This window comes from uncultured Marivirga sp., from assembly GCF_963974845.1.
Classification (GTDB): Bacteria; Bacteroidota; Bacteroidia; order Cytophagales; family Cyclobacteriaceae; genus Marivirga; species Marivirga harenae.
In genome coordinates this window covers 161,890-179,079 of record NZ_CAXBEQ010000007.1, presented here as the reverse complement: position 1 = coordinate 179,079, position 17,190 = coordinate 161,890, and the positions used below count along the sequence as shown (strand labels likewise).

At 36.4% G+C, this 17,190-nt stretch carries 19 protein-coding genes; 12 read left to right on the top strand and 7 right to left on the bottom strand.

Going from position 1 to position 17,190, the window contains the following annotated elements; translation table 11 throughout:
• The first annotated feature begins 18 nt into the window (after positions 1 to 18).
• From AAC601_RS15630 to AAC601_RS15575, 12 genes are all read left to right on the top strand, one after another.
• Positions 19 to 936 carry a hypothetical protein gene (locus AAC601_RS15630; RefSeq protein ID WP_340153768.1) on the top strand — a complete coding sequence of 306 codons (918 nt, stop codon included), beginning with the start codon at positions 19 to 21 and terminating at the stop codon, positions 934 to 936.
• 249 nt (positions 937 to 1,185) lie between these two features.
• The gene (locus AAC601_RS15625; protein ID WP_303270502.1) at positions 1,186 to 2,784 is read left to right on the top strand and encodes a sodium:solute symporter family protein; all 1,599 of its coding nucleotides are present in this window, start codon (positions 1,186 to 1,188) and stop codon (positions 2,782 to 2,784) included.
• A 7-nt stretch (positions 2,785 to 2,791) separates the two neighbouring features.
• Positions 2,792 to 3,229, top strand: coding sequence for a GNAT family N-acetyltransferase (locus AAC601_RS15620; protein ID WP_303270501.1), 438 nt, complete (start codon positions 2,792 to 2,794; stop codon positions 3,227 to 3,229).
• Between the two features lie 2 nt (positions 3,230 to 3,231).
• Positions 3,232 to 4,302 (top strand): alanine racemase, encoded by a 1,071-nt coding sequence (locus AAC601_RS15615; protein ID WP_303270500.1) that lies wholly within the window; start codon positions 3,232 to 3,234, stop codon positions 4,300 to 4,302.
• A gap of 118 nt (positions 4,303 to 4,420) precedes the next feature.
• Positions 4,421 to 5,569, top strand: coding sequence for an amidohydrolase (locus tag AAC601_RS15610; protein ID WP_303270499.1), 1,149 nt, complete (start codon positions 4,421 to 4,423; stop codon positions 5,567 to 5,569).
• Positions 5,570 to 5,661: 92 nt separating this feature from the next.
• Positions 5,662 to 6,849, top strand: a complete 1,188-nt coding sequence (gene alr, locus AAC601_RS15605; protein WP_303270498.1) for an alanine racemase — start codon at positions 5,662 to 5,664, stop codon at positions 6,847 to 6,849.
• A 119-nt stretch (positions 6,850 to 6,968) separates the two neighbouring features.
• The gene (locus tag AAC601_RS15600; protein WP_303270497.1) at positions 6,969 to 7,400 is read left to right on the top strand and encodes a hypothetical protein; all 432 of its coding nucleotides are present in this window, start codon (positions 6,969 to 6,971) and stop codon (positions 7,398 to 7,400) included.
• 67 nt (positions 7,401 to 7,467) lie between these two features.
• Positions 7,468 to 8,145: a hypothetical protein gene (locus AAC601_RS15595; protein ID WP_303270496.1), complete on the top strand. Its 678-nt coding sequence runs from the start codon at positions 7,468 to 7,470 to the stop codon at positions 8,143 to 8,145.
• The gene (gene yidD, locus AAC601_RS15590; RefSeq protein WP_303270495.1) at positions 8,108 to 8,524 is read left to right on the top strand and encodes a membrane protein insertion efficiency factor YidD; all 417 of its coding nucleotides are present in this window, start codon (positions 8,108 to 8,110) and stop codon (positions 8,522 to 8,524) included. The genes AAC601_RS15595 and yidD overlap by 38 nt, the downstream gene beginning before the upstream one ends.
• Positions 8,521 to 9,345 (top strand): hypothetical protein, encoded by an 825-nt coding sequence (locus AAC601_RS15585; RefSeq protein WP_340153767.1) that lies wholly within the window; start codon positions 8,521 to 8,523, stop codon positions 9,343 to 9,345. Before yidD ends, AAC601_RS15585 begins: the two co-directional genes overlap by 4 nt.
• Positions 9,314 to 10,159 carry a CDC27 family protein gene (locus AAC601_RS15580; protein WP_303270493.1) on the top strand — a complete coding sequence of 282 codons (846 nt, stop codon included), beginning with the start codon at positions 9,314 to 9,316 and terminating at the stop codon, positions 10,157 to 10,159. The genes AAC601_RS15585 and AAC601_RS15580 overlap by 32 nt, the downstream gene beginning before the upstream one ends.
• Before the next feature lie 12 nt (positions 10,160 to 10,171).
• The gene (locus tag AAC601_RS15575) at positions 10,172 to 11,236 is read left to right on the top strand and encodes a hypothetical protein (protein ID WP_303270492.1); all 1,065 of its coding nucleotides are present in this window, start codon (positions 10,172 to 10,174) and stop codon (positions 11,234 to 11,236) included.
• Positions 11,237 to 11,239: 3 nt separating this feature from the next.
• On the opposite strand, the gene AAC601_RS15570 is transcribed toward AAC601_RS15575, so the two are convergent.
• The 7 genes from AAC601_RS15570 to AAC601_RS15540 all read right to left on the bottom strand — a co-directional run bounded on the left by AAC601_RS15570 (position 11,240) and on the right by AAC601_RS15540 (position 17,182).
• Positions 11,240 to 11,968: an ROK family protein gene (locus AAC601_RS15570; protein WP_303270491.1), complete on the bottom strand. Its 729-nt coding sequence runs from the start codon at positions 11,966 to 11,968 to the stop codon at positions 11,240 to 11,242.
• 191 nt (positions 11,969 to 12,159) lie between these two features.
• Positions 12,160 to 13,248 (bottom strand): glycine cleavage system aminomethyltransferase GcvT, encoded by a 1,089-nt coding sequence (gene gcvT, locus AAC601_RS15565; RefSeq protein WP_340153766.1) that lies wholly within the window; start codon positions 13,246 to 13,248, stop codon positions 12,160 to 12,162.
• Between the two features lie 114 nt (positions 13,249 to 13,362).
• Positions 13,363 to 14,064 (bottom strand): sulfite exporter TauE/SafE family protein, encoded by a 702-nt coding sequence (locus tag AAC601_RS15560; RefSeq protein WP_303270489.1) that lies wholly within the window; start codon positions 14,062 to 14,064, stop codon positions 13,363 to 13,365.
• 2 nt (positions 14,065 to 14,066) lie between these two features.
• Positions 14,067 to 14,486, bottom strand: a complete 420-nt coding sequence (locus AAC601_RS15555) for a FixH family protein (RefSeq protein WP_340153765.1) — start codon at positions 14,484 to 14,486, stop codon at positions 14,067 to 14,069.
• A gap of 2 nt (positions 14,487 to 14,488) precedes the next feature.
• Complete coding sequence (gene ccoG / locus AAC601_RS15550; RefSeq protein ID WP_303270487.1) at positions 14,489 to 15,901, bottom strand: cytochrome c oxidase accessory protein CcoG; 1,413 nt, start codon at positions 15,899 to 15,901, stop codon at positions 14,489 to 14,491.
• Positions 15,902 to 16,029: 128 nt separating this feature from the next.
• Entirely contained in the window at positions 16,030 to 16,995 is a 966-nt protein-coding gene (locus AAC601_RS15545) for a c-type cytochrome (RefSeq protein ID WP_340153764.1), read from the bottom strand.
• Entirely contained in the window at positions 16,979 to 17,182 is a 204-nt protein-coding gene (locus AAC601_RS15540; RefSeq protein WP_303270485.1) for a cytochrome C oxidase Cbb3, read from the bottom strand. The genes AAC601_RS15545 and AAC601_RS15540 overlap by 17 nt, the downstream gene beginning before the upstream one ends.
• Positions 17,183 to 17,190 lie beyond the last annotated feature (8 nt).

Genomic DNA, 17,190 nt, shown 5'->3' with positions numbered 1-17,190 from the left:
TTCATTTAATAAACCCCCATGAAACCCCTCATAACCATAACCCTACAATTCATCAGCATTACTATGTTGGCTCAGTCTCCAGTTGTTACGCTCAACCAATATTTCAAAGAAGCCAAAAATGGTAGCTATGCAACAGCTCCTCAAAGCTTGTTTGATCAAGGAAATGATTTTGACCTGCTTCTTTCTGAACTCGAAAAATATCAATCCGATAGCACAGCTCGGATTCGTGCTAAGGCATATCGTTTAAGCAATAGGATTGCTCAAGTTTCGGAGGATGAGTCAGTAAAACAAAAAGCAATTGACCAGCAAATTAAAGCGCTAAATGATCCGGACAGAGGCATTGCTGGGAATGCTATTGAGGCTATGACTAATTTCAAAAATACTGTTTTTATAGAAAGTCAGAAGACTAGAATCTTAAATCATTTAAATGCTGAAACGCCTCATTTCAATGATTTCGTCAAACTTCTGGGTTTCTTGCAATTGAAAAAAGCAGAATCGCAATTGGTAGGCTTAATAGCCCTTAAGGAGTCTCCAGTAACCAAATGGAATATTCGCTTAGCTTTGGCAAGAATGAACAATCAGTCTGCTATAGAATACATTATAAGTAAACTTGAAAAAGCCCCCATTAATGATGCTTTTGCCTATGATATTGTACCGGGTTTGGTTTATACTCGTCAACCTCAAATATTTAAATTTTTAGAAAGTCAAATCCTAAACGATGAAGCCAATTGTAGTACGGCTGACCCCAACAGCAATCAAAAAATCACTTGTGCATATCGAATTATGGAAGCGATTGCTCCTCCAATTGAGAACTTCCCACTGCCCACTGATGAATTTGGAGATTTAATGGTGGATGATTACGAAAAGGCTTTGATAGAGCTCCGCAAATGGTTTGAGCAAAATGAAACTTATTCCCTCAATCAAGAAGTGTACTAAGCTAAGCATTTCTTTTGTAATGATATATATATATATATATATATATATATATATAGAAAGTCACTTGTTGCTTGATTTACAGTTATTTAATTAATAAGAAAAAATAGAGCGCATATTCTCCATTCTTAAGCGCGTCTTCGACACTATCTGACTTTCCTCGGATTTTACGAATTGCCAAATTTTTCGTAGTTTAAGTTTTAATCCAATCTTATTGTTGAAATACAATTTTCATTTTTGATACTATAGAATATGCATATTATAGATATTTCTATTTTTATAGCTTATATGATTGCCATGTTAGGGGTGGGATATTATTTCCTACGATCAAACAAGGGGATGGATGATTACTACGTGGGAGGTAGGAAAATGACCAGCTGGCATATTGGATTAAGTGTTGTGGCTACAGATGTTGGAGGTGGGTTTTCAATCGGTTTGGGCGGACTAGGCTTTACCATTGGGATATCAGGTTCTTGGATGCTCTTTACAGGATTGATAGGTGCGTGGCTAGCTGCGGTTTTTCTAATTCCTATAGTTAGAGGGAATAAAGCATTTGAAAAATTCCACACTATGCCTCAATTGTTTGCGTACTTTTTTGATAAGAAGACGGCATTATTAGCTGCCTTAATTTCAGCAATTGGTTATTTGGGTTTTACTAGCTCCCAAATATTAGCTGGGGCAAAATTAGCTTCCGGAACATTTCCCGAATTGGGCTTGAATCATGCATTAATTATCATGGGGGTTATCGCAGTGGTCTATACCGTCATGGGTGGTATAAAAGCAGTGATTTACACCGATACCATTCAATGGATACTTTTGCTAGGAGGACTAATTTTCATTGGAATTCCGCTTTCTTATACCGCGGTAGGGGGATGGCAGGCTATAAAGGAGACTTTAGATCCTGAGATGCTTTCTTTTACTAATATCGGCTGGCAAGATATAATATATTGGGTTGTTACCATTATCCCTATCTGGTTTGTAGGCATGACATTGTATCAAAGAATCTATGCAAGTAGAGATGTCAAGACTGCGAAGAAAGCATGGTTTATTGCAGGTGTGTTTGAGTGGCCAATTATGGCATTTATGGGAGTTGCATTGGGCGTTTTGGCTAGGGTGGCGGCAGATCAAGGAATGTTTGCAGCTCTGGGGCCTGAAAATATAGCGGAAGCAGATCCAGAAAAGGGTTTGCCCATGATGCTAGCTACTGTTCTCCCTGTTGGATTGTTGGGTATAATGATGTCCGCATATTTTTCAGCCATACTTTCTACAGCTGATAGTTGCTTGATGGCATCTTCAGGAAATATTGTCTCAGATTTTATAAAGAAATTCACCAATAGATTTAATTCTGATAAAAAAGAGTTACGGTTATCTCAAGTGGTAACCTTGATCGTTGGGGCTGTAGCGCTTTTACTTGCCAGTGCTATGGAAAATGTGTTAAGTCTAATGCTATACAGTTATGCTTTTATGGTTTCAGGTCTTTTTATCCCGATTTTAGGTGGATTGTTTTGGAAAAAGAGCAATAGTAACGCAGCATTTTGGGCTATGATAACCGGTGGTTTAACTACAGCATTACTTCAGGCTAATAAAATCACCTTCGGAACTGCAACTAAAATGCCTGAATTACGAACATTTATAAGTGAAGCAAAATCAAGTATAGATTTTATCGGGATTAGCATCGATAGTATGTCGCCCGGTCAAGTGGTAGAATCAATTAATAAAATGCAGATTATTGGAATTCCTTTTTCTGATATTTTATTTAAATTACCCGCAGGATTAGATCCCAATGTATTTGGAATATCATTTTCAGCAATAATTTTCGTAACTTACTCTCTAATTTATCCTAAAAAATAATAACTACATGGAATTTCAAACTTTAACTTCAATAGACTCAGCAACAACTTTACAAAAAAACGAGATTGCGGATTTCCTTCATACTCATCTTGATGAATTCGGTGATTCTAAAGATGACATTATGAAATGTCTGGATTATGCACTCAGTTCATTTGGTCATCAAGGTGGATTTGTAGTTTTAGCTAGAGAGAGTGGAAGTATTAAAGGAGCAGTAGTGGTCAACCAAACAGGAATGTCAGGTTATATCCCTGAAAACATATTGGTGTACATAGCTGTTCATTCTGACCAGAGGGGTAAAGGAGTTGGTAAAGAGCTGATGAGAAAAGCAATCAATACAGCGAAAGGAGATATTGCCCTTCATGTGGAACCAGAAAATCCTGCCAAATTTTTATATGAGAAATTAGGCTTCACCAACAAATATTTGGAGATGAGGTTAAAGAAATAAATATGGCATTTTTAAAATTATACAAAGATAAACTTAAACATAACTTTGATTTTTTACACCAGCTTTTTACTAAAAATAACTTAGATTGGGGGGCTGTTACCAAGCTTTTTTGTGGCAACGAACTTTATTTGAAGGAAGTTATCAATTTGGGTTTCAGGGAGATCCACGATTCTAGGATTAAGAACCTGCAAAAAGTAAAGGAAATTGACTCTACTGTAAAAACCTGCTACATAAAGCCACCCGCAAAAAGGAGTATTCCAGATATAGTGAAATATGCTGATATGAGCATGAATACGGAATATTATACTTTGAAACTCCTGTCAGATGAGGCTGTTCGACAGAAGAAGAAGCACAAGGTGATCATCATGGTAGAAACTGGTGATTTGAGAGAAGGGGTGATGGGTGATCATTTGATAGATTTTTATGCTAAGGTATTTGAATTACCCAACATTCAAATTGAGGGAATAGGAACGAATTTGAACTGCCTTCATGGTGTCATGCCTTCACAAGATAAGCTCATCCAGTTGAGCTTGTATAAACAGATTATCGAGTTGAAGTTCAACAGAAAGTTGCCTTTGGTTTCTGGAGGAACATCTGTCACTATTCCATTGATCATGAACAAGCAGATTCCTGCTGGGGTTAACCATTTCCGTATTGGAGAAACACTTTACTTTGGGGCTAATCTTTTTGAGGAAACTACCATTGAAGGAATGCATGATGATTGTCTGGAGCTTTTTACTGAAATCATAGAAATAACAGAAAAGCCAAAAGTACCGATGGGCGAAATGGCCGCAAATCCTCAGGGAGAAACCACTGAAATTGATGAATCATTGTATGGTGAGACCAGTTATAGGGCTATATTAGATATTGGGGTATTGGATATCGACCCTAAGTATCTGATTTTAGATGGTTATGACTTTGAAATTGTCGGTTCCAGCTCCGATATGATTGTGATAGATTTAGGAGAAAATGTTAAGAAGCGCAAAGTTGGAGATTTGATTAATTTTAAAGTTAAATACATGGGGGCATTAGGTATCTTAAATTCCAATTATATTGAAAAAACTGTAGAATAAAGTTTAAATGGTTTCTGGGATGAAAATGCATAAAGTGTTGTAATTTGAACCCGATTTTGGAATGAAGACTTTTTTTGCTCCGATAGAAGCCTGTTAGACTCTGTTAAAACTATTTTTTATGGATTTAAAGCTTGATGTAGAAGAGCTTGTAAAATTAAGACATCAATTACATGCCCATGCTGAAGTTTCCAATCAGGAAGAAAAGACTGCACAGATCATTCTAGAATTTCTTACGAGTTGTCAACCTGATAAAATCTGGCAAAATGTGGGAGGACATGGAGTGATTGCCTTGTTCAAAGGAAAAGAGGAAGGCGAAAATGTAGGTTTTCGAGCTGATTTGGATGCTTTACACATTGAAGAAACCATTCATTTAGCGTATGAATCCAAAACTCCTCATGTTTCTCATAAATGCGGTCATGATGGCCATATGGCAATGGTGGCAGGTATTGCAAGTTTTCTGCAAAAGAATCCCTTACAGAAAGGTAGTGTTTACGTGATTTTTCAGCCTGCTGAAGAAACAGGTGAAGGCGCTGAAAGGATAAATCAAGCGTTAAAAGACTTAAAAATCAATCTTGATTATTTGTTTGGGCTACATAATTTACCAGATTTTCAGAAAGGCACAATTTTTACGAAGTCAGGAACTTTTGCAGCTGCTTCAAGGGGGATGGTCATAAAACTATTCGGGAAAACTAGTCACGCGGCTGAACCTGAATATGGAATTAGTCCGGTCATTGCTATGGCTAAAATCAGCACAGAGATGACTCGTATTCATAGAATGGTGGATTTCTCTGATTTAACATTGGCAACTGTAATTCACAGTGAATTGGGGGAAATTGCATTTGGAACTAGCCCAGGTTATGGGGAGGTAAGAATTACCCTAAGAGCGATGAAAGATGAGGATATGTCCATTTTAATTGATGAAGCGGAAAAATTAGTGCATAAATATTGTGAGGATGATGGTTTAGGTTGTGAAATATCCTATACAGAAGTGTTTCCTTCTACGATTAATACTGCAGAATCCTTCGAGATTATTCAAAAAGCCGCTTCATCCATGGGAATTACATTTAAGCCTTTGGTTTCACCCTTCAAGTGGAGTGAAGATTTTGGACAATATAAAACGCAATTTAAAACTGGCTTCTTTGGAATTGGGTCTGGTGAGGATTGCCCGCATCTTCATGACGAGTTTTATGATTTCCCTGATGAAATTATTGAGCCGGGCCTCAAGATGTATATTGGATTAATGAGGTACTTTGAGCTTATAGCCTAAACTAAAGTAATCCTAGTTTTGGGCGTATTGATAATCATTGAATTATATTCTTTTTTTGTAAGTCTGTTTTCTTTAAACATAAATAGAAAAATATGGGTCAAAACATATTTAGTACATCCATGGTAACTCTAAGTAAAAGTGCGGTGCGACAAAATGTGCGATTTGTAAAAAGCAAATTATCGGATAATGTATTACTGTCAGCAGTGTTGAAAGGAAATGCCTATGGTCATGGCATAAAGGAAATGGTGCCGCTTTACGAATCGGCAGGAGTGAAGCATTTATCCGTTTTTTCGATCCATGAAGCGGAGGAAGTCTGTAAAGTAAAAAAGAATTCAACTCAGGTTATGATTATGGGTTGGATGGAAGATGAAGAGACAGAGTGGGTTATTGAAAATGATGTTGAGTTTTATGTTTTTGAAATCGGAAGGTTGAAAGCAGCAGTTGAGTTTGCCAGAAAAGTGGGCAAAAAAGCAAAAGTTCATTTAGAAGTTGAGACAGGAATGAATCGAACAGGATTTCAAGAGGAGCATTTGGCAGAGGTGATAGAAATGATGAAATCAAATGAAGAGCATATTGTTTTTGAAGGTCTTTGTACTCATTATGCTGGTGCAGAAAGTATCACCAATTACTTAAGGGTAATGGATCAAATCAAAAAGTATAATCAGCTTTACGATATTTTTAAAGAACACGGTTTAATCCCAAACAGGAGGCATACAGCATGTTCAGCAGCCGCCATGTCTTATCCCGAAACTCAAATGGATATGGTTAGGATCGGAATTTTATTGTATGGTTTTTGGCCGAGCCAGGAAACCTTTATTGCATATCAAAGAAGTAATGGTTACGGGCAGGAAGGACTCAGCAGAAGAGTGAAGCATCCATTAAAGCGAGTCATTAGTTGGAGAAGTAAAATAATGTCTGTAAAAGAAGTGCCTGTTGGGGAGTTTATAGGTTATGGAACCAGCTACCAGGCCACCAAGAAGATGAAAATAGCAACAGTTCCAGTTGGTTATGCATATGGTTTTGCTCGGTCCTTGAGCAATCAGGGGAGGGTAATTGTTAACGGAAAAAGGGTGGCGGTAATAAGTACCGTCAATATGAATTTAATGATTATCAATGTAACAGAATGCAAAAATGTCGGGAAAGGAGATGAGGTAATCATGATCGGGTCCAATGGTAAGGTAAATGTCACTGTTTCTAGTTTTGGAGAGCTAAGTAATCAATTGAATTATGAATTGCTGAGTAGATTACCCATGGATATACCGCGAAAGGTAGTGATTTAGCAGATTATTTAACCCTCTATATAAATTTTTATATAAAATATCACATAATTTATTGCAAATATGTAACATTAATTGTTAATTAGAGACGTAATAAAATTAAAACTTTTAAACCATTTGACATGAAAAGATTACTACTAGCTGTTGCAGCTTGTTTCGTAATAGCTTCCTCAAGCTATGCAACGAACGCAGATTTGTTTGAACTGAATGAGGAGAAGATCAATGCTGAGTTTGCTGAATTGAATGAATTGGAAGCTTATGTATCCATGAATGAAAATGTAACTATTCATAACATTTATCAAGAAAATGCAGGATTGGTTACAGGCATGAATTTATCTTACGGGCCTGAAGGTATGATGGGTCATAACAGGTTTTCGTTAGACGAAATGGAATGGGGTTCATTTGCTTGGGGTTTCTGCTGTTGGCCGATTGGTATTTTTACTGTTTTATTAAACAATGACAAAGGAAGTAACCATAAAATTTCTTTCTTCATTGGTTTAGGAACTTCGGTTTTATTAGGTGCATTATCTTCACCTGCTTATATTTCGTACTAAAATTAGAATTTAGTAAAAATCAATTGAAAAGGACTATCCCTCACGAGAGGGGTAGTCATTTGTTTTTATGAGACACATCCTGACATTAGTTTTCCTTTTTTTTTTAGCAAGTTTTTCGGCTTTTACTCAATCTTACTTCAGGGTAACTGCCGATTTTTCAATTAAAGATAAAAATCCCAAGGGCTCTGAGTTCTATAAAGGGAAAGTATATTTTGATAAGGAATTCAATAAGATCGTTTACCAAGTTTCATTTCCTGAACAGAAGACTTTGGTTTTGGCGGATACCCAAATGTATGTTTTGGTAAATAAGAAAATTGAAAGCCAGTCTTTTACACCAAGCACAAATAAATTTACCATTTTCAATTTAGCTTTAAGTGGTGATTTAAAAAATTACGGGCTAGATAAATCAGGTTACTATATTAATTCCATAGAAGAATCTGACGATCAGACTATTATTGAATGGTTACCCCCCGCAGGTTTAGAGGATAAATTGGGTAAGGCGGTTCTATCATTGAAAAATAATCAACTTTTTGGAATAGTTTTATTTAAGCCCAATGGTGAAATCATGGGGAAAAGATTTTATCAAAATTATGTAAGTGTCAATGGATTACCATTTCCAAAAAAAGTAATTCAAGTATCATATCTACATGGACAGGAATATTATAAAATCACTACATTTGAAAATATAAAAATTGATGAGCTGGAAAATGATGAGATGTATCGTATTGATCTTTATAATAAATAGTCTATGTTTTCAAGTCTGGTCGCAAGTTAGTTCGGAATTAGAAATATTAGGAGGAATTAAATACGATATAAATTCAGTTGAAAAAGTTAAGATAAGTGATCAATATGATCATGTGCATGTTAATACTAATGAAGTTCAGTTTGTGTTTTCAGGTCTTTTTCTTTTCTATAAGTCATTCATTTCTTCACAGGATGCTCAATCCTGTTCTTTTATACCCTCTTGTTCTGTTTATGCCTTGGAGGCTGTAAAAAAGCAAGGTGTCCTAAAAGGAATGATGAATGGATTTGACCGCTTATCGAGATGTAATTCGCTCTCTCCCGAGAAATATAAAATAGATCCTAAAACCAAACTTTTAATTGACCCTTTAGTAGTACAATGAAATTTTACATTTTCTTATTCTTGTTCGTCTTGAGTTTAAACCTATCCCAAGCGCAAGATATTTACACCTTCAATAAGAGTAAAGAATTCGCATCCTATTTGTTCAAGAGTGGACAATATGAATTGTCTGCAGTTGAATATGAAAGACTATTGTTTGTTGATAAAAATAGTGACTCTTTGAAAATCGCTTTGGTCAACAGCTATTATAAAAATGGTGAAGTGGACAGGGCAGTGAGAAGAACTGAATCATTGTATCCTTCACTTTCTGATTTTACAAGGACGATGTCAGAATTATATTTACAAATGTTAATTCTCGGGAAACAGTTCGAAAAATTTGATCAGAATGCTGTTCGGTTGCCAATTAATGAAAAAAACAGAACAATTTATGAACTGCATAGGGAGGTTTTGGCAGGAAACTGGGAAAGCGTGGAAGCAAAAATCCCGCAAATTTCCGCTAGTGACCACCCCTCAATTACTGGTTTAAAGAATTTATCATCACAAGCAAAAGCTTTCAAGCCCAAGAAACCATGGGTGGCTGTTATGATGTCTGCTGTTTTGCCGGGCAGCGGGAAGTTTTATACCGGTAATTACAAGGATGGGATTTTTAGTTTGTTCGTAGTGGGAGGGAGTGCCTTTCAAGCCTACAGGGGCTTTAATAAAGAGGGTATTTCATCTACATCAGGATGGATATTTGGTGCTTTATCTACAGGTTTTTACGCTGGTAATATTTATGGATCAGCTAAGTCAGCACAGGTGTATAATCAAAACTTTTGGTTGGAAATTGATAAAGATGCAGAAAATATTATTCGTTCTACTTACTAGTCTTTCTTTTTCGGTTCAGATTTCTTTTTCACAAGATGTAAAAGAGACCTTGCAGTTTGCAGAGGAGCAGTTTATAATAGGAAATTACACCAATAGTATTTTGGCGTATGAACGAGCTATTTATTTTGAAGAAAATACTAGTTCAGAAACTTACTTCAAACTAGCAAATGCATATTTCAGTAAAGGCGATATTGGCAGAGCAATTAGAGTTTATGATAATGCTGCCTTTTTAGAGAAAGATAACGGTAAGCGGAATGACATAATATTTAAAAAATGTTTGGCTTACTTAAGTACAAATCAATACAATCAAGCTATTATTTCTTTAGGGGCAATCAATGATTTTAATGATACTGAAGCAGGATTGAAAAAGCAATATTTTAAATCCATTGCTTATTTTCTAAAAGAGGATTTTGATCAGTTTGAAGTATTGTTTGATGAATATGCTACAAATCTAAAACTAGCATCTAATCAACATTATATTGACCTTGAAACCTATAATCTAAAGGCGGATAAAGTAAAACCTAAACTAGCCATGTGGATGAGTGTATTTGTACCGGGCAGTGGACAGATTTTATATGGAAATTGGAAAGATGGACTAAATTCCATGGCCCTGACCGCGGCTTTAGTGGGTTTATATTTTAACTATGTTACTGAATTTTCCTTAGTGGAAGGATATTTAGTCGTATTGCCGTGGTTCCAACGATACCATAAAGGAGGTTATTTAAAGGCTAAGGAAACAGCCTTGAAGAAGCAAAGGGAATACAGAGGCAAAGCTTATGGTGAAATACTACAGTTGCATCCAGCCCTATTTTAAGATGGTTTAAATATGAAAATTTTACTTATAAGGTGTATCCTTTTTTTTGTCTTTATTCAATATAGTTTCGTTGCACTTTCTCAAATTGGTAACAAGGGCAATCAACAATTTTTTAAGCATCTTTATAATTTTGAGTTTTATAAAGCGGATAGCTTACTCTCCAATCTTGACAGCATTCAAGATGCCAGTCAGTATAATTTTTTAAAATCACATTTCATGAGGTGGTATTACTTGCCGATCCATGAGCAGGATGATAAAATATTATCTCTGTATAATCAATATTTGGAAGCAACAACAAATGAGGATAATGAATTGAACTACCTTTTTGTTAATAGTGCCTTATTGAAAGCTGAATTCAACTACAATCAAGGTAATTATTACAAGGCTTATCATAATGGTTCCAAGGTATACGAGCTTGTTAAGCTTAATTTGGAAAAGGCACCGGATAAGGAGGAATTAATGTTTTTATCTGCACTTTATCACTATTACTATCAATATTATAAAAATGAAAACCCTATTTATGGAAGCATGATGTGGCTTTTTAAGGAGGGAAATAAACAAACTGGTTTAGAGTGGTTGAAAATAGTGGCGGGAGGTGAAAGTATTGCTAAGACAGAGGCATTGATCTATTTATCTCATATTTATCTGAGGCTTGAAAATAATTTAGATTCAGCATTCAAATATGCAGAAATACTTCATCAGATGTATCCAGAGAATTTAAAGTTCTATGAGGTATATCTTGAAAGTGCTATTTCAAATAACTTGAATAATGAGTCGGTTCAATTACTCATTCAGGAGCTTCAAAATTCGAGAAAGATCTATTTTCAAAAATATGGTATTTGCTATAAGGCGATTCAACGTGCAAATAGAAATGACAAAAATAAAAGAGAAAGAATTCTTGATCTAAAAAATGCTTTGAGCTTTATTGAAAGAAATGGTGGAGGTAATCATCTATCTTCCTTAATTTATTATAGTTTACACCAATTAACAGGTGAGGAGGAATATTTAAGGCAGAAAAATAAGTATGAAGTTTATCAATTTGCTTTAACGGGATATCTTAAAAGTGAAAGTAACTGATATTTATAAAAACTGGCTTGCCGCCCCCACTATTCCAGCATGATTTTTCAATTCGGCAGGAATTACATTCAGTTTTTTGTCAATATATTTTTCATACTTTTTAAACTTCTTGCTAACTCCACCTCCAATAATGATTAGATCTGGCCAGAACAATTTATGAACTTCTATCAAATATAGATTTATTCGTTTGCCCCAAACCTCCCAACTTAAATCCTCATTTTCTCTTATGGAGTTGGCAGCATAGGCTTCTGCTATATCGCCTTTAAATTGAATATGCCCAAGTTCAGTATTGGGCATTAATTGTTGGTTATGAAATAAAGCAGATCCAATTCCCGTGCCCAGAGCCAATACCAAAACAGTTCCATTATGACCTTTGCCAGCACCATAATTCATTTCTGCTAAACCGGCTACATCCACATCATTCATCACTCTGGTGGCGCATCCGGTAGCTTTTCTAATCATATTAGCTAGAGGTTTTTCAATCCAGCTTTTATCAATATTTGAAGCAGTTTTTACCGTCCCATCAATGATAGCGGCCGGGAATCCACAGCCTATCGGACCAGACCAATCAAAATGCTTTTGTAGTTTTACTACTGTTTTCATCATGGCTTCTGGCGTTGCAGGTTGGGGAGTTTCAAAACGTTTGCGCTTAGTAATAAACTCACCTGTTTTTAAATCTACAACGGCTGCCTTCATTCCAGAACCTCCGATGTCAATGCCTAATACTTCCAAATTTTATCCAATTAGTTTCTGTTTTTAAGTTAATACATTTTTGAATCTGATAAAAAGAATTTCAAAGTTGAGACATTGAAAAATGTGACCTCTTAAAAAGTAATTATTATATGGTACTTTCTAAAAGGTCACAATATAAATCCGCTAAGCTGCAAACCTCAATACTTACTCACTTCAAGACTGATTCACGTCTAAATCAAGGGCAATTTTTTTACTTGTGCTTTTAATTGATTTTTTCGTACCGCGATTTGAATCTCAGTTTCCGGTTTTGCAAAATCAGTTTTTACGTAACCCAATCCAATACCATGACCCAGAGTCGGGGACTGCGTGCCTGATGTAACTACTCCTATTGTATTGCCTTCCATATCCAATATCTCATATCCTTTTCTAGGGATACCACGGTCTAGCATGTGGAAAGCCACTAATTTTCGTTCGACTCCTTCTTCCTTCTGTTTCTTAAGATTTTCAGAATTGATAAAATCTTTGGTGAATTTTGTCGCCCAGCCAAGTTTGGCTTCAATAGGTGAAGTAGAGTCATCTATATCATTTCCATACAAGCAGAATCCCATTTCCATTCTTAAAGTATCTCTGGCACCAAGACCAATTGGTTTTATGCCAAATTCTTCACCAGCTTCTATGATTTTTCGCCAGATGTTTTCTGCATCTTTATTGTGGAAGTAGACTTCAAAACCACCCGCACCGGTATAGCCAGTATTGGACATTATCACATATTTTGCATCAGCAAAAGCTCCCACCTCAAAATGAAATGGTTTAATGGCAGATAAATCCATTTCTGAAGTCAATTTTTGTAGCGTGTCTTCAGCTTTCGGTCCCTGAACAGCAAAAAGTGAAAAATCATCTGATATATTTTTCATGATCGCACCAAATTCTTCATTTTGTTGCGCAATCCAGTTCCAGTCTTTCTCAATATTGGAAGCATTCACCACCAACATATATTCCTCTTCTCCAATTCGGTAAATTAAAAGGTCGTCAACAATTCCACCCTCATCATTTGGCAAGTAGCCATATTGCGCTTTTCCAATTACCAAAGTAGAAGCATCATTGCTAAACACTTTTTGAATTAAATCTATGGCTTTTGGACCTGAGATTAAAAATTCTCCCATATGCGAAACATCAAACATACCGACTGCATTACGCACGGTATTATGTTCCTCAATCAAACCTGTATAAGAAACAGGCATATTATATCCGGCAAAAGGCACCATTTTAGCGCCTAATTGCTCGTGTATGTGATTTATAGCTACTTTTTTCAATTCCATAGTAGTGGTGTTTTAGTCTTAAAATTTCCTTAAGCAAAAGTATGGAAAATATGGGATTTACAGGAGATTTGGGCTGACCTTTTCCAAAGATCTAAATTTTGGAAATGATTTTAGTTACCTCTCTCCACAAATAGGAATATCCATCGTGGTCTGTGCCTGCCCGAAATCAGGCAATGGGATATGAATAAATTGCACTTCCATTCCTCTTAGGAAAAGGAATAAAGCTAAAGTAAATGCCAATACAGGCTTCATGTTTTGAGTGAAGCCGTTCAATTTTCTGAAAGTCAGTTTTCCGGCCCACACGCTTCCTATTATCCACGGGAGAGTACCTATACCAAAAACAGCCATAAATACAACAGAATCCATAATGGTTTCAGTGGCAAAAGAGCTTAGAAGTGCAAGATAGACTAGTCCGCAAGGAAGAAGACCGTTGAGCAAACCAATTGAAAATCTTGAGAGAATATCTTGCTTTCCAATAAACGTTCTAAAACTATTTTTTACCTTTTGGTAAGGTACTGATTCTATGCGATTAATGAATTTAAGGAATCGAAAACGGGCAGGTAATACATAAAAGTAAATGATAAATATCGCCATGATGATGGATAAGCTGTTTTGCCATCCTAAAATGGATAGACCTTCTCCAACAAAAGCCAAAGCTAAACCTAACATGATGTAGGTGATAATTCTACCTGTTTGGTAAGCCACAAAGCCCCATGCCATTGATTGATTGCGGAATACGCCCAGCATAAGTGGTGCACACATAAAAGTGCAATGAATGCCACCTAATAAACCTATGCTTAAAGCTGCCCAAATCATTTCTAACGCTGAATGAAAATTTGCTCTTCCTTAAAATATTTCTTGCCGTCAGTTTCCCAACTAAAAGAAATCTTCCAGCTACCGGCCTTAAATTTTTCAATGGGAATATTTATTTCCTCACTGATGGGTACAAAGAAATCTAGATCTGCGTCAGCGGGACGGTAAAATTGAATTTTCCCTTTTACTTTTTCAGCATCCGCAAATTTCAGTTTCAGCATTTGGCCTTCTTGCTTTGCTGATACTAAACCTGGCCAATCCCGACCATTTTTGATTTCATTCATTTTCCCTTCATATGCTATTTCTTCCTCATAGTAATTTTCTTCTACCATATGGAATTCCTGTCTCATACTGAAAACCACCATGCTGATAATCAATATCACGAAGCCTATAAATACTAAAGTTATTTTATTCCCCCAATGCATAATTATTTTAGTTTACTGAATGTGTTCGGTCCCGGAAATCTTGAATCAATGGTTTGGATTAATTCATCATCACGGTAGATCTCTACTTGAATTTTTTCGTCAATCTGAGCAAATTGCTTTCTCGTCATTTCTACAAAAACGTAAACCTCATCTTTTTCTTGTCCTTCCAAAACTTCAATGGGGCCAGAAGGGAAGAATAAACGGGCAGATATTGGCTTTACTTTATAAGTCAAATTCATAGGGTCAAAGGATTTGTTGATCATCTCCATTTGATACATATTGCTGATGATAGAATCATTTTTAATTTGATATATAGAACCGGGCGTTCTTGTCATAGTGACTTCAATCGGAGCTCTTCCGACCAATAAAAAGCCCATAGCACCTACTAATATGGCTAAAACAACAGAGTAGGCAATAACTCTAGGTGTAATCAATTTTTTGGTCTTTTTTTCTACTCCTTCTTCAGAATCAAATCGAATCAAACCCTTAGGTTTATTTATTTTTGTCATCACTTCATCGCAGGCATCAATACAAGCAGTGCAATTAACGCATTCCATTTGAGTGCCGTTCCGGATGTCAATACCTGTGGGACAAACTTGAACGCACAAGCTACAATCAATACAATCCCCTTTATCGGCTTGAGGTTCATTCTTTTTTAGTTTACCTCTTGGCTCACCTCTCAACCAATCATAAATTACCACAATGGATTTTTTGTCTAGAAATACACCTTGCAATCTTCCATAAGGACAAACCACTGTACAGGCTTGCTCTCGGAAGTAGGAAAATACAAAATAAAATATCCCTGTAAAGACTAGTAAACCCGTAAAGGCACTCCAATTAGCTTGTGGTCCTGCTTGAATTACCTCAGACATTTCACCAATTCCAATCAAATAAGCCATGAATGTGTGAGAAACCCAAAAGCTGATCAAAAGGAAAACACCTTGCTTAGTACTTTTCTTCCAGATTTTGTTCCAGGTCCACGGAGCTTTAGCAAGTTTCCTTTGTTGGTTGGCATCACCTTCAATCCAATATTCAATTTTACGGAAAACCATTTCCATAAATACCGTCTGCGGGCAGGCCCAACCACACCAGACCCGGCCAAAAACTACCGTGAATAGTAGAATAAAGACGACAAAGATTAGTAGCAGAAAAATTAAAAGATGTGTGTCTTGTGGCCAGAATACGCTTCCTAAAATGACAAATTGTCGATCGAAAATATTAAATAACAATAATGGATGTCCTCCAATTTTAATAAATGGACCAGCAAAGAATAAAATCAACAGCAACCAGGCCAAAACCCTTCTGTAGTTATGAAAAATCCCTTTTGGTTTTTTTGGGAAAATCCAATTTCGCTTTCCCTGCTCCCCAACTGTTGCTAGTTGCCCTCTAAATTGCTCTTCGTGTAAATTATCCATACTGTACTTTGTTTAGAGACCTGTCAGGTTTTCAAAACCAGACAGGTCTAACTATTATTTTTATTCTTAAGCTCAGATTCCGGTCGGTGAACCATGGTCGGTGGCATACCGACCATTCCCAATTTTCTCTATTGTTCCACTGCCTCAACCTCTGGCAATTCATCCACATTTTCCTCAATGCGTTCTTCAGCTTGTAATTGCTTTCTAATCTCACCTTGGGGCTCTTTAGGACTAGCAGGGGTACTTCCTACCAAACTCAAGATGTAGTTCGATACATCCTGTATTTGCTTAGGACTCATGTTACCTTTCCAGGGAATCATTCCTTTGGCAGGCACACCTTCTGACACAGTAGTGAAAACGCCCTTGATATCATTTCCATGTATCCAGTATTCATCAGTCAGATTTGGGCCAACACCACCGCCACCATCATCAGCATGACAAACGGCACAATTCTTTTTGTACAGAATCTGTCCTGCTTTCATTACGGCTTCATCAGTCTGTAATTCAGCTGTTTCTGCTGTGATTTGAACCATTCCTGCTTTTGTGCGGGCTTCTGCTTTCAATGCCGCTTCCTCAATTGACGCTTGATATTCGGTTTGTTGATCAGGAATAATATCGAAAATCAAAAAAGCTGGAACATAAAATAAAGCAAAAATGAAAGTACCAATAAAAACATAGCGAAGCCAAGGTGGCATTCCATAGTCCATTTCTTTGATGCCGTCATAATCATGATCTAACATCATATCTCCTTGTTTATCAACGGGCTTAAACTTGCCAGTGATCCATCTTTGCTTGAATTGTTTAAAGAAGCTTATACGAACCTCTCCTTTTTCAGCTGCTTTTTTATTAAGGATAATTTCTGCAGTTTTCAGCATTAAGACTGCTAGAATAACCATTAAAACAATAAGAACTACTAATAGGCCTCCGATTAGAAGTAATAGGCGTCCCTGTTCTGATTGCATGAGTTGTTCCCACATCGTAACTGTTTCAATTTCCATTTCTTCCACCGCCTCTTCTACCTGTGCGAAGAGTGGGGTGATGCCCAATCCTAAAAGGAAAAGGCTGCTCCATATCTTTTTAGTGACTTTTTTCATCTGTAGAATCATTTTGGTATGTAACATTATCCTCTTCCATGGGTAAGGACTTCATCTTATTGATATAGCTTTTATCTGCTCTTATCACCCACCAAATCAGGCCGATAAAGAAAATAAAGAATATACTCAGCGAAATGATGGGAAATATTTCCACATTTTCAATTGTTTCGAAATAGTACTTAAACATATCTTTTC

Bases quoted from the DNA above. Each gene is read 5' to 3' on its own strand.
- AAC601_RS15630 (WP_340153768.1), top strand. From the start codon at position 19: ATGAAACCCCTCATAACCATAACCCTACAATTCATCAGCATTACTATG.
- AAC601_RS15625 (WP_303270502.1), top strand. From the start codon at position 1,186: ATGCATATTATAGATATTTCTATTTTTATAGCTTATATGATTGCCATG.
- AAC601_RS15620 (WP_303270501.1), top strand. From the start codon at position 2,792: ATGGAATTTCAAACTTTAACTTCAATAGACTCAGCAACAACTTTACAA.
- AAC601_RS15615 (WP_303270500.1), top strand. From the start codon at position 3,232: ATGGCATTTTTAAAATTATACAAAGATAAACTTAAACATAACTTTGAT.
- AAC601_RS15610 (WP_303270499.1), top strand. From the start codon at position 4,421: ATGGATTTAAAGCTTGATGTAGAAGAGCTTGTAAAATTAAGACATCAA.
- alr (WP_303270498.1), top strand. From the start codon at position 5,662: ATGGGTCAAAACATATTTAGTACATCCATGGTAACTCTAAGTAAAAGT.
- AAC601_RS15600 (WP_303270497.1), top strand. From the start codon at position 6,969: ATGAAAAGATTACTACTAGCTGTTGCAGCTTGTTTCGTAATAGCTTCC.
- AAC601_RS15595 (WP_303270496.1), top strand. From the start codon at position 7,468: ATGAGACACATCCTGACATTAGTTTTCCTTTTTTTTTTAGCAAGTTTT.
- yidD (WP_303270495.1), top strand. From the start codon at position 8,108: ATGATGAGATGTATCGTATTGATCTTTATAATAAATAGTCTATGTTTT.
- AAC601_RS15585 (WP_340153767.1), top strand. From the start codon at position 8,521: ATGAAATTTTACATTTTCTTATTCTTGTTCGTCTTGAGTTTAAACCTA.
- AAC601_RS15580 (WP_303270493.1), top strand. From the start codon at position 9,314: ATGCAGAAAATATTATTCGTTCTACTTACTAGTCTTTCTTTTTCGGTT.
- AAC601_RS15575 (WP_303270492.1), top strand. From the start codon at position 10,172: ATGAAAATTTTACTTATAAGGTGTATCCTTTTTTTTGTCTTTATTCAA.
- gcvT (WP_340153766.1), bottom strand. From the start codon at position 13,248: ATGGAATTGAAAAAAGTAGCTATAAATCACATACACGAGCAATTAGGC.
- AAC601_RS15560 (WP_303270489.1), bottom strand. From the start codon at position 14,064: ATGATTTGGGCAGCTTTAAGCATAGGTTTATTAGGTGGCATTCATTGC.
- AAC601_RS15555 (WP_340153765.1), bottom strand. From the start codon at position 14,486: ATGCATTGGGGGAATAAAATAACTTTAGTATTTATAGGCTTCGTGATA.
- ccoG (WP_303270487.1), bottom strand. From the start codon at position 15,901: ATGGATAATTTACACGAAGAGCAATTTAGAGGGCAACTAGCAACAGTT.
- AAC601_RS15545 (WP_340153764.1), bottom strand. From the start codon at position 16,995: ATGAAAAAAGTCACTAAAAAGATATGGAGCAGCCTTTTCCTTTTAGGA.
- AAC601_RS15540 (WP_303270485.1), bottom strand. From the start codon at position 17,182: ATGTTTAAGTACTATTTCGAAACAATTGAAAATGTGGAAATATTTCCC.